Annotated in this window: 14 protein-coding genes; 10 read left to right on the top strand and 4 right to left on the bottom strand. The window is 50.1% G+C overall.

Annotated features, from left to right (window positions below; translation table 11 throughout):
* The 10 genes from ACRCZA_RS02165 to ACRCZA_RS02210 all read left to right on the top strand — a co-directional run.
* Positions 1–591: KpsF/GutQ family sugar-phosphate isomerase (locus ACRCZA_RS02165; protein WP_438672843.1), on the top strand; the 591-nt coding region annotated here is incomplete at its 5' end.
* Positions 591–1,142, top strand: coding sequence for a 3-deoxy-manno-octulosonate-8-phosphatase KdsC (gene kdsC, locus ACRCZA_RS02170; RefSeq protein WP_438672844.1), 552 nt, complete (start codon positions 591–593; stop codon positions 1,140–1,142). The genes ACRCZA_RS02165 and kdsC, both read left to right, overlap by 1 nt.
* Positions 1,139–1,699, top strand: a complete 561-nt coding sequence (gene lptC / locus ACRCZA_RS02175) for an LPS export ABC transporter periplasmic protein LptC (RefSeq protein ID WP_438672845.1) — start codon at positions 1,139–1,141, stop codon at positions 1,697–1,699. The genes kdsC and lptC overlap by 4 nt, the downstream gene beginning before the upstream one ends.
* On the top strand, positions 1,686–2,237 hold the full coding sequence (gene lptA, locus ACRCZA_RS02180; RefSeq protein ID WP_438672846.1) for a lipopolysaccharide transport periplasmic protein LptA: 552 nt from the start codon (positions 1,686–1,688) through the stop codon (positions 2,235–2,237). Before lptC ends, lptA begins: the two co-directional genes overlap by 14 nt.
* Positions 2,234–2,965 carry an LPS export ABC transporter ATP-binding protein gene (lptB, locus tag ACRCZA_RS02185; protein WP_438672847.1) on the top strand — a complete coding sequence of 244 codons (732 nt, stop codon included), beginning with the start codon at positions 2,234–2,236 and terminating at the stop codon, positions 2,963–2,965. Before lptA ends, lptB begins: the two co-directional genes overlap by 4 nt.
* A gap of 150 nt (positions 2,966–3,115) precedes the next feature.
* Complete coding sequence (locus ACRCZA_RS02190) at positions 3,116–4,591, top strand: RNA polymerase factor sigma-54 (RefSeq protein ID WP_438672848.1); 1,476 nt, start codon at positions 3,116–3,118, stop codon at positions 4,589–4,591.
* 28 nt (positions 4,592–4,619) lie between these two features.
* Entirely contained in the window at positions 4,620–4,907 is a 288-nt protein-coding gene (gene hpf / locus ACRCZA_RS02195) for a ribosome hibernation promoting factor (RefSeq protein ID WP_438672849.1), read from the top strand.
* 2 nt (positions 4,908–4,909) lie between these two features.
* On the top strand, positions 4,910–5,353 hold the full coding sequence (ptsN, locus tag ACRCZA_RS02200; RefSeq protein WP_438672850.1) for a PTS IIA-like nitrogen regulatory protein PtsN: 444 nt from the start codon (positions 4,910–4,912) through the stop codon (positions 5,351–5,353).
* Entirely contained in the window at positions 5,350–6,207 is an 858-nt protein-coding gene (gene rapZ / locus ACRCZA_RS02205; protein ID WP_438672851.1) for an RNase adapter RapZ, read from the top strand. The genes ptsN and rapZ overlap by 4 nt, the downstream gene beginning before the upstream one ends.
* On the top strand, positions 6,194–6,469 hold the full coding sequence (locus ACRCZA_RS02210; RefSeq protein ID WP_438672852.1) for an HPr family phosphocarrier protein: 276 nt from the start codon (positions 6,194–6,196) through the stop codon (positions 6,467–6,469). The genes rapZ and ACRCZA_RS02210 overlap by 14 nt, the downstream gene beginning before the upstream one ends.
* A gap of 552 nt (positions 6,470–7,021) precedes the next feature.
* On the opposite strand, the gene ACRCZA_RS02215 is transcribed toward ACRCZA_RS02210, so the two are convergent.
* From ACRCZA_RS02215 to ACRCZA_RS02230, 4 genes are all read right to left on the bottom strand, one after another.
* Positions 7,022–7,708 (bottom strand): OmpA family protein, encoded by a 687-nt coding sequence (locus ACRCZA_RS02215; RefSeq protein WP_438672856.1) that lies wholly within the window; start codon positions 7,706–7,708, stop codon positions 7,022–7,024.
* Between the two features lie 687 nt (positions 7,709–8,395).
* Positions 8,396–8,557: a hypothetical protein gene (locus tag ACRCZA_RS02220; protein ID WP_438672853.1), complete on the bottom strand. Its 162-nt coding sequence runs from the start codon at positions 8,555–8,557 to the stop codon at positions 8,396–8,398.
* Between the two features lie 506 nt (positions 8,558–9,063).
* Positions 9,064–9,921, bottom strand: a complete 858-nt coding sequence (locus ACRCZA_RS02225; RefSeq protein WP_438672854.1) for a PA4780 family RIO1-like protein kinase — start codon at positions 9,919–9,921, stop codon at positions 9,064–9,066.
* A 257-nt stretch (positions 9,922–10,178) separates the two neighbouring features.
* A partial coding sequence (locus tag ACRCZA_RS02230) for a hypothetical protein (protein ID WP_438672855.1) occupies positions 10,179–11,073 on the bottom strand: 895 nt, incomplete at its 5' end.

Here is an 11,073-nt window from a genome sequence, read left to right on the forward strand (position 1 = left end):
GACTCCACCATGGCCCGGCTGGCGCAAATCCATTTATGTATTGAAGTCCCCGAAGAGGCTTGCCCCTTAGGGCTCGCCCCAACCTCCAGCACTACGGCCACCCTCATTATGGGCGACGCCATCGCCATTGCGCTGCTACAGGCCAAGGGCTTTACCCGGGAAGACTTTGCCATGTCCCACCCTGGCGGCGCGCTCGGGCGCAAACTGCTGCTCAAGGTAAACGATGTGATGCACAGCGGCAGCGCCCTGCCACTGGTTAAACACGACATTTGCATCAGCGAGGCCCTGTACGAGATCTCCAAAAAAGGCTTAGGCATGACGGCGGTTATCGACGATGAGGCTAAACTGGTGGGTATTTTCACCGATGGCGATTTACGCCGGGTGATTGATGCGCAGGTGAACCTACGCACCACGCCGATTGCCGAGGTCATGACCCGCAATTGCGTGACCATTACCGACGGTATTCTTGCCGCCCAAGCGCTACAGGTCATGGAGTCAAAAAATATCAACGGACTTATCGTCATCGATAAACACCACCACCCTATCGGCGCACTCAACATGCTCGATATGGTTAAAGCAGGAGTCATTTAATGTCCCAGCAAGGATTTTACGGCCCTATCAGCGATGCCGTGTGGCAAAAGGCACAACGCATTAAATTGCTGATCTGCGATGTCGACGGTGTATTTTCTGACGGTCGCATTTATTTAAGCAATGGCGGAGAAGAGCTTAAAGCCTTCCATACCCGCGATGGCTATGGCGTACGCTCCCTATTAACCAGCGGCGTGAATCTCGCCGTCATTACTGGTCGCCAATCGAAGATTGTTGAAAATCGCATGACCGCGCTCGGTGTTACCCATATTTTTCAAGGGATTGATAATAAATTTGAACCCTATCAAGCTCTGCTAGCACTCTATAACGTTACCCCAGAAGAAGTGGCCTATATTGGGGATGATATCGTCGATCTGCCCGTGATGAATGCGGTAGGCCTGAGCGTATGCGTGGCCGATGGCCACCCCTATGTGCGCCAACACGCTGACTTTGTCACCCACCTTAATGGCGGCCATGGCGCCCTGAGGGAGCTGGCGGATCTGTTACTGCTCAGCCAAAATAAGTTCACGACGGCCCACGGGATGAGTATATGAGCCGAGTGACCCTCGCCATTATCGCCTTCTTTGGTACTGCACTTATCCTGTATTGGCAAGTGCAGCAAAAGCGCAGCACCGATACGGGCACTGGCTTAAATGACCAAAACACTCCCGATTACATCGTCGATGATCTGCGCAGCATTGAGTTTAATGAACAGGGGCAAGTTAACAGCCGCGTGAGCGCCAAACACATGGAGCACTATGAGCTGAAAAACCAAACCCACTTTACTGAGCCGGTGTATTTAGTGTATCCCGACCAAGGTAAAGCACAGTGGCGCATCCGAGCAGACCAAGGGCGACTCAGCAAAAATACTGGCAAGGTTGAATTAGAAAATAATGTTATTATTGACGCCATCAATCCAGAAGAGCCGATACAAACCTTATCGACCAGTTTTTTGGAGCTCGATCTCAACACGATGATCATGACCTCTGACCGCATTATTTATGTCACAGGGAAAGATTTTACCATTCAAGGCCAAGGTCTTTATGCCGACCTTAACGCACAGGAAGTGCAATTGACTAGTCAGGTAATAGGAACCTATGAAGCAAAATAACCCACTGTTCGCCAGCCTGCTGCTGTGCATCAGCATGGGCTGTATCGCTAAAGAAGGCGATTTACAGCAACCCGTTGAAATTAAAGCTGTAAGACAATCTGCAGACATCAAAAATAACCAAGTGATCTTTTATGGCCCTGTGGTGGTCACCCAAGGCTCGATTAAAATCCAAGCCAATGAATTGCGCGCGTTTTCCGCTGAAGGAGACAATAGCAAAATCTTGGTCGCCACGGGCAATCCGGCCACCTATAGCCAAATTTTAGATGATGGCCGCCCAGCGACCGCCAGCGCCAAAGAAATTCGCTACGAAATGGCCAGCCGCACCTTAACCCTCACAGGCCTCGCCTCTTTGGATCAAGCGGGGAGCCAGGTCACCGGCAACCTTATCCGCTACAATATTATTCAGCAAAAGCTTATCGCTGAAAGTACGGGCAACGGCAATGATCGGGTGATCACTATCATCCAGCCCGAAAGCTACCAAGAGGACGGCAAAACTGCCCCAGTGAATAAACCGCTGAAAAAACAGGACTCTCAATGAGCCACAGCACCCTAAAAGCGCAAAATCTTGCTAAAAGCTATAAGAGTCGTCAGGTCGTGAAAGATGTCAGCCTGACGGTCAACACCGGTCAAGTCGTGGGCTTACTCGGCCCCAACGGTGCGGGTAAAACCACCACCTTTTACATGGTCGTAGGACTCGTAAAAAGTGACAAAGGCCATATTTTTATTGACGATGATGACTTAACCGCCGACCCCATGCACCTGCGGGCCCGTAAAGGGATTGGCTACCTGCCCCAAGAAGCCAGCATCTTTCGCAAGCTGACGGTCCATGACAACATCATGGCCGTCTTGCAAACCCGCAAAGATCTTAACAGCGATCAGCGCGAAGAAGAGCTCGAGCACCTGCTCGAAGAGTTTCATATCACTCATATTCGCGACAGCCAAGGTATGTCACTCTCCGGTGGCGAGCGGCGGCGGGTGGAAATCGCCAGAGCATTAGCGGCCAATCCTAAGTTTATTTTGCTCGACGAACCCTTTGCCGGGGTTGACCCTATCTCGGTAATCGATATCAAAAAGATTATCGAACAGCTTAAAAGCCGCGGCCTTGGCGTGCTCATCACCGATCACAATGTCCGTGAAACATTAGATGTCTGCGAACACGCCTACATCGTCAGCCATGGCAAGCTTATCGCCGAAGGAACGCCTGCAGAGATCTTAGACAATCAGCAAGTTAGGGCTGTGTACTTAGGAGAACAATTCAGGCTATAGTTAGCCAACAACAGGCAAATAGTTAGTCCATCGCCGTCAATCGTTATCTCAGCGGAGCCAATGACCATCAAATTGCATGTCCTAGGACCCCTCGAATAATGATAACAAGCGACCTAAATTCAAAATAATAACGTAGGGATCAGCGCTAAGATGAAAGCGTCACTCCAGCTCAAACTGGGTCAACAGCTCACCATGACGCCACAATTGCAACAGGCCATTCGTCTGTTGCAGCTGTCGTCGTTGGAGCTGCAGCAAGAGATCCAGCAAGCTTTAGATTCTAATCCGCTTCTCGAGCTGGAAGAGGAACAATTTGTCGCCACCCCTGAACGCCAGCATACCCTTGCCGACACCGATTTTAGTGAAGCGAGCACCCTGCCCGCCGAAAAGGACAGTTCGACCGTCGATACCGCAGAATCCCTGACCAAAGAATCGATGCCTGATGAACTTCCCATGGACACCACCTGGGACGAAGTGTTTACCGCCTCCCCCAATTCTGGCCTAGGTGGCAACCGTGAAGATGACATGCCTTTTCAAGGCGAGACCAGTGAAGGGCTGTACGAACATTTAGAATGGCAAAAAAATCTCACGCCCTTTTCAGAAACGGATCTGGCGATTGCCACCGCCATCATCGACGCGATCAACGAGCAGGGCTATCTCACCCAAAGCACCGAAGAGATCCTCGAGGCCATGGGTAATCCCGCGATTGAACTTGATGAGGTCGAAGCCGTCCTCAAGCGCATTCAACACTTTGATCCCGTCGGTGTCGCCGCAAGGGATTTGAGCGAATGCTTGCTGATCCAGCTCGCGCATTTTGCCCCCGATACCCCGCACCTCGACAACGCGCGCATGCTGATCAAAGATCATCTCGACCTGATCGCCGCCCGCGACTTTAGGCTGCTGATGCGTAAAACCAAACTCAAAGAAGACGAATTACGGGAAGGCATCGCCCTCATTCAAACGCTCAACCCGCGCCCCGGACTGCTTATCACTCCTGTCGATGAAGAATACGTGATCCCCGATGTCTCGGTCTCAAAGAAAAATGGCCGCTGGGTGGTTGAGCTCAATCCAGACTGCATGCCAAAAATCAATGTTAATCAACATTATGCCGCCATGGCGCGCAGCAGTAAAAATCAAGCCGATAGTCAGTTTATCCGCGGCCATTTGCAAGAGGCCAAATGGTTTATCAAAAGTTTAGAGAGTCGCAATGAAACCTTACTCAAAGTGGCCAACTGCATAGTGCAATATCAGCAAGGCTTTTTTGAATACGGCGAAGAAGCCATGAAGCCCATGGTATTAAACGATATTGCCGAAGCGGTCGAAATGCATGAGTCAACCATTTCCCGGGTTACCACCCAAAAATACATGCATACCCCTAAAGGACTTTTTGAACTAAAATACTTCTTCTCAAGCCACGTCGGCACCGATGACGGCGGCGAATGCTCATCTACCGCGATCAGAGCCTTCATCAAGAAACTGGTTGCAGCAGAAAATCAGAAAAAACCATTGAGCGATAGCAAAATGGCACAACTACTGGCAGAACAAGGAATTAACGTTGCGCGCAGAACCATTGCAAAGTATCGTGAAGCAATGTTAATCCCCCCTTCTAACCAACGTAAAAGTTTATAGGCAACTGTGAAAATCGGAGGACGTTTGTATGCAAATCAACCTGAGTGGACACCATGTCGAGATTACTGAATCGTTGCGGGCATATGTAGAGGAAAAGTTTTCAAAACTTGAACGTCATTTCGAACAGATCAATAATGTGCACGTCGTGCTCAATGTTGAAAAAATGCAACAAATTGCCGAAGCGAGGATCAACCTCAGCGGTGGAGAGGTTTTTGCAACTTCAGAGCATACCGATATGTATGCAGCCATAGACGTCCTGATAGACAAGCTTGACCGTCAGGTAATTAAACACAAAGAGAAGCTAACCAAACACTAATAATGGAACTTTGTAGCATACTGCGGCCGGAGTGCACTACCTGCGCCACTCCGGGCAGCAAGAAAAAGGTACTGGAACTTATCGGTGACTTAGTCGCTGCCCAGTACCCCACCCTCTCATCTCAAGAGATCTTCGAAAGCCTTGTGGCGCGCGAAAAGATGGGGAGCACAGGTATAGGTAACGGTATCGCCATTCCCCATGGCCGACTCACCGATATAACACAACCCATTGCAATACTTGTAAAATGTGAGGAGCCTATTGCTTTCGATGCCATCGATAAGCAGCCCGTTGATATTTTATTCGCGCTTTTAGTGCCCGCGGATCAATGTCAGCAGCACCTCAGCACTTTGTCCTGTATGGCCGAAAAGCTCAGTGATAAACAGATATTAAAGCAATTGCGTAAAACCCATGATGAAACGGAACTCTATCAGGTAATTACAGGATGAAACTGGTTATAGTGTCGGGACGCTCCGGCTCGGGCAAGTCTGTCGCCCTTAGGGTACTTGAAGATCTCGGCTATTACTGTGTCGATAATCTTCCCTTGCCACTCATTGGCAGCTTGCTTGAGCAGCTCAAGGGCAGTAACGATTTGGTTGCCATCAGTGTGGATGTGCGTAACCTGCCTGAGCAAGATAAAGTGTTAGTTCAACAACTGACTAACCTGCCTGCCGACACCGAGTTAATCAGCTTCTTCCTCAATTCTAGCGATAAAATCCTACTTAAACGCTATAGTGAGACACGCCGCTTACACCCGCTATCGAAGAGCCGCGTCTCATTACAAGAAGCCATCAAGCTTGAGGGCAAGTTACTCGACCCCTTATCAAAGCAGATGGATCACTACATCGATACCTCAAACCTCAATATCTACGAGTTAAGCGACCAAGTCCGGCAAATCCTCCTCGGTAATGTCGATAAAGAATTGGTGATTAACTTCGAATCCTTCGGCTTTAAATATGGAATGCCCACCGAAGCCGACTTTATGTTTGATGTGCGCTTTTTGCCAAATCCCCATTGGGAGCCGGAGCTACGGCCACTCACGGGCCTAGACGAACCCGTGGCCGAATTTTTAACTCGTCAACCGCTCGTCAACAAGTTTATTTGGCAGATTGAAAACCTATTTGAAACCTGGCTGCCCCACCTTGAACGCAACAATCGTAGCTATTTAACCATTGCCATCGGTTGCACTGGCGGTCAGCACCGTTCGGTTTATGTGGCCGAGCAGCTTGCCAAACGCTTTAATAATGGCAAACATAAAGTCAACGCCCGCCATCGAGAGCTCCAGCAAGATGCCAAAGCTTGAACGTCAAATCACTATCTGCAATAAACTCGGCTTACACGCCCGTGCCGCCACCAAACTGGCGGTGCTCGCCTGCGAATTTGATGCCAGCATCACCTTAATCCAAGGGGAAAAGCAGGCCTCCGCCGCCAGCGTGCTCGGACTATTAATGCTCGAAACGGGCATGGGCAAAACCATCACCCTGATTGCTGAGGGCCCGGATGCCGAGCCAGCGCTCAATGCGATTTGCGCCTTAATCAATGCAAAATTTGATGAAGCTTGCTAGACCGAGTATTTACAAGAACTGAATGTAAACAAATACTGAATGTTAGCAATTACTTAGTTAACAAATACTGAGTGCTCGCATGTGCTGAACGTGTGTGGAGATTCGCAGACTGCAAAGCCTATTTACCCAAGGGTTGAAAACCATCACGATTCGCCCCCTTTGAGTTTGCCCTAACAAGATGCACTGCGGTACAGCCTGACTATCGGGGGGCGTTTCTGCAACTCCCACAAACCATATCGACCTCAACGGCTAATTCCTAAGCTGATTTGCTACGCCGATTTACTGCGCTGATTTGCTGCAATGATGCCACGTTTTTCAACGAGACACGGCCGGCCGCGCGAAAAGAGGCAACGCGAAAACGCACCAAGCATCCCCCTCTGCGGGAGCTGTTTTCGGGGTTGATGCTCCCAGTGTGATCCAGTGTGATATCGGGCTTCGGCATAGGCTCTATGTAAATGAGCCGCGATTCAGGGTAGGTAAGGCAAACTGACCTAAGTACGACATATTTCATCGCCAAACTTCAGTTTGCCTGCAGTATTAACTCAACTGTAATTAACCAATAGGGGTTAATACAATCTCCACGCGGCGATTTTGAGCACGGCCTTCAGCGCTCGCATTTGAGGCAATTGGGCTGGCCTTGCCCATTCCTTTTGACGTTAAACGGGTCGATGCTACGCCTTTATTCATCAAATCCGTTGCCACTTCACTGGCGCGCACTTGCGATAAACGTAAGTTATAGGCATCCGAGCCGCTGCTGTCGGTATAGCCTAAGACATTAAGCTGAGTCTTAGGGTATTCTTTGGCGACCAACGCCACTGAGCTTAACACTCGCTTAGCAGCCGCACTCAAGTCGGTTTGATCGACCCCAAAGGTCACTTCGTTAGGCATATTCAAAATAATATTGTCGCCATTACGGGTCACACTCACACCGGTAGACGCTAATTGCTGACGCAACTTAGTCTCTTGCACATCCATGTAGTAACCCATTCCGCCACCCACGGCTGCACCTGATGCTGCACCAATTAATGCCCCTTTACCCCGATCGCTTTTACTCGAGGAGGCCACGCCAATCGCAGCACCGGCAACGGCGCCAATTATCGCTCCCGTCGTCGCTTTTGCGGTTTGCTGCTCGTTGGTATAGGGGTTTACGGTAGTACAACCCGATACCAGTAATGCACTGCCGATAAGGGCAACGGTAAGCTTTGACGCTACCAAAGGATTCTTTTGAAAACACTTCATCATAAAATGACCTCTTAACATGTTTGATGAGACGCAAATACCCACAAAAAGGCGAAATGTAACTTCCCTAGGCCGGGGTATATCGCCATGGGATGCCATAAAAAAACGCAGTATATAAGCATTAGTCCGAGAGACAATCCTTAATTGCCTCCGCGGCAGTGGCTATCGCCACTTTAGTCAGCCTGTGTACAGGGACTGTCACCCATAAAATCGTTTCAAGCAAAAGACTTAACACTGCGGCACTGGCACCCACCCCGAAAAACGAGTGCTAAGCCCCCGCGATAAAATGCAACCCTCAACCAACCCCAATCGTAACCCAATCGCAATCCAATGCCCCCGGCACTGAAATAGTGCGCGCTGCACCGTTTTTGCCATGATGGTCCAATATTGCTTATGGTAAAAATTGAGCAAATTATTGATTTTTAATCACAAAAACAGATCCTCACTATTGGCATGAATTTTACATAGTCATTAATGAGTATGCAGTGGAGATAACCGATAAGTGCCACTACCGTCACTTATGCGGTCACACGGGGATCCCTCAAGCATTACCGATAATACCAAACCGACGTCAAGCTTAGGCATTTAGCCTTGCTTGAATAAGAGCAAGACCGACAAGGCCGGTGTGACTGACGTATCATTTAGCCAATACTGCTAACGAGATACGGAATAAACCGATAACAAAAATTACAGCGCCTGGTTAACCACCGGCCTTGTCACCCCAATGATAACGCCAGTAATGAGTAACATACTGAGTAATAACGCCGTAGGAGGGTAAGCGATAGGACGGAATAAAATAACAGGCGACAACGCCGTTGAGGCACGCTGGCGCATAAACACAGCCGTCACCGCGCCTCTCCCAATAAATAAGGTGATTGATTAAGCCAGCGATGAAAGCCGCCTCACGGATAAAAGCCGCACCACGATGGGGACTCGCTGGCACACAAGTTTAGGCAGGACACGAGGGGGCATCTCCCCCAAAGACGGAATATGTACATTGTGCTCCCCCAGTCATGCGCATATTCACCTCTCGGGTCCTGTCGTTTCTATCGCTATCAATCGCTATCAATCGCGGTCTATCGCGGTCTATCGCGGTAAACATGCCATATTCCTCTGCCCTAGCGTGCAAACAGGGGCAATAAAAAAACGCTCCGAAGAGCGTTTTTTTGCTAAATGGACGAATTGTGCTAATCCCTTTTCTCCGAACCTATCGGCTCATTTGCGCCGTTAGCGGAGCTAAGTTTACTCATCATAATTTCAAAAACCTAATTAAGGTGATGATGCATAGCAGCACAGGCTAGAGAGTCAGACGTGTCAGCGTCGTACAAAGTCGCTGGGCGCACCGCTTAGCGCCATTAGTAATCCTCATTCGCCTCTTGTGCGCGCAATTTTCGCTCCTGCGCCTCTTCATAGGCAGCTTGGATCTCTTCGAGGACCGAGCCCACATCGGCATCGACTAATACCTCGGTAAACTGACCCGTTAATGGCGTATCAGGCTTGAGGGTGCCGGCCTCAAACAACGCCCACATTTCTTTGGCGTACTGAGTCGTGCGCAGCTGCGGCGCATACTGGGCGTAATACTGCGTCATGTTATTGATGTCTCGAGCGAGCATCCATTTAGCATGATTATTCGCCGCGGCATCTACCGCCTGGGGCAAATCAATAATCACCGGTCCGTCACTATCGACGAGCACGTTAAACTCCGAGAGATCTCCGTGCACTAGGCCTGCACACAGCATACGTTTGACATAGGTCATCACCAGAGCGTGATCCCGCAGCGCTTTCTCTTCCGACAGGGTCACATCATTTAACCTAGGGGCCACATTGCCATCGGCGTCCGTCACTAACTCCATCAACAGCACGCCATCAAAGCAGCCATAGGGCGTTGGGACGCGCACGCCAGCGTGGGCAAGGCGATACAGCGCATCAACCTCAGCGCTTTGCCAGGCTTCTTCCATTTGATCACGGCCAAACTTCGAGCCTTTTTCCATCGCCCGGGCACGGCGGCTATTGCGGACTTTTCGACCTTCTTGATAAAGCACCGCTTGCTTAAAACTGCGCTTATCCGCCTCTTTATAGACTTTGGCGCAGCGAATATCCTCACCACTGCGTACCACGTACACAGTTGCCTCTTTACCGCTCATTAACTGGCTGATGACCTCATCAACCAGTCCTTCATCAACCAGAGGTTGGATTCGTTTCGGAGTTTTCATAGCGCCCTTATACCCTACTTAGGCTTGAGATGGAATACTGCTGACAAATCTTCATGCAAAGCGCTCGCTGACTAAATACATTCAACAAAGATTCAAAATACCTAGGGCGCTTAAGTCAACACGCTGCCCAGACGACTTGCGCCCTTTAACAGAGTTTATGTAGATTTAACCTAGCAAGCTACTGAAAATAAATCATTAGTTTAGTGGCGTGCTACATCCAAGCGCCACAGTTTGCAGGCGCTTAGGCACACAGCCGCTTAAGCACCGTTATCTACCGCGTACGCAGCTTCTCGTAGCAATGTTTGCCCATCCTTAAGTACCACCAACTCACCTAAGGGGAGAGAGCGAGTGCCTGTCACATTTACATGGCAAAGATAAAGGTAACGGCCGCTGCGAAATTGAAAAGTATGATTTCCCCCGCTGCCATCGAGGATCCGTGTACCTGAGGTTAATATTAAATCCGGATTGGTATGCAATGCCTTGCCCTTTGCCCAAGCGGCATACCGATACCGCCCTTGGCCCAGATCATCCACCCGGACGGTAAACCTTGGCGTATGCCAGAGGAACTCAGGCCTGACAAACTCTCGTAAACTTTGAGGCAACGCGGCCCGCTGCGCAGCCAATAATGCCGCATATTGCTTGGCCTCTAGGGCCGTTTGCTCATTGACCGCAATGATGTTGCCGGTAACATCTAACCAAAGCGCTCCGTTTTCAAACATCATGCCGCGCGCCCCCACGCTGTGCCAATCCTGCTCAAGCCGGGATTGAGCAATACGCTGGATAAATTGGGCATCGAACACTTGCTCAAATCGAGCCAGCAGTTCTGCCGAGCTGCGGATCGGCGCTAGGGGATAATCGCGCTTAAGGGGATAGCGAATAAGCTGAGCGATAGCAACACGATCCTGAGCCTTGGCCGCATCAATCAAGGTTTGTACTGATGTCTGTGCGCGGGAATAGCCACTGGACTGAGCATCCCCGAGGGTGACATCGCCCTGATCTAGCGGTGCGGCGGTCACTGCACTGCTCAGCCCAACCAGCAACCAAGCTCCACCGCGAAACAAACCTGCACCACCGCTAAGTAGCAACAGGCTACGCAACAAGCTAAGCAAGGGCTTCCCGCGCGCCCTTAACATGCCAATGCTGTTAATATTT

It is taken from the genome of Shewanella sp. (genome assembly GCF_051658185.1).
GTDB lineage: Bacteria > Pseudomonadota > Gammaproteobacteria > Enterobacterales > Shewanellaceae > Shewanella.

Coding starts and splice junctions, on each gene's coding strand:
- kdsC (WP_438672844.1), top strand. CDS start 591: ATGTCCCAGCAAGGATTTTACGGCCCTATCAGCGATGCCGTGTGGCAA.
- lptC (WP_438672845.1), top strand. CDS start 1,139: ATGAGCCGAGTGACCCTCGCCATTATCGCCTTCTTTGGTACTGCACTT.
- lptA (WP_438672846.1), top strand. CDS start 1,686: ATGAAGCAAAATAACCCACTGTTCGCCAGCCTGCTGCTGTGCATCAGC.
- lptB (WP_438672847.1), top strand. CDS start 2,234: ATGAGCCACAGCACCCTAAAAGCGCAAAATCTTGCTAAAAGCTATAAG.
- ACRCZA_RS02190 (WP_438672848.1), top strand. CDS start 3,116: ATGAAAGCGTCACTCCAGCTCAAACTGGGTCAACAGCTCACCATGACG.
- hpf (WP_438672849.1), top strand. CDS start 4,620: ATGCAAATCAACCTGAGTGGACACCATGTCGAGATTACTGAATCGTTG.
- ptsN (WP_438672850.1), top strand. CDS start 4,910: ATGGAACTTTGTAGCATACTGCGGCCGGAGTGCACTACCTGCGCCACT.
- rapZ (WP_438672851.1), top strand. CDS start 5,350: ATGAAACTGGTTATAGTGTCGGGACGCTCCGGCTCGGGCAAGTCTGTC.
- ACRCZA_RS02210 (WP_438672852.1), top strand. CDS start 6,194: ATGCCAAAGCTTGAACGTCAAATCACTATCTGCAATAAACTCGGCTTA.
- ACRCZA_RS02215 (WP_438672856.1), bottom strand. CDS start 7,708: ATGAAGTGTTTTCAAAAGAATCCTTTGGTAGCGTCAAAGCTTACCGTT.
- ACRCZA_RS02225 (WP_438672854.1), bottom strand. CDS start 9,921: ATGAAAACTCCGAAACGAATCCAACCTCTGGTTGATGAAGGACTGGTT.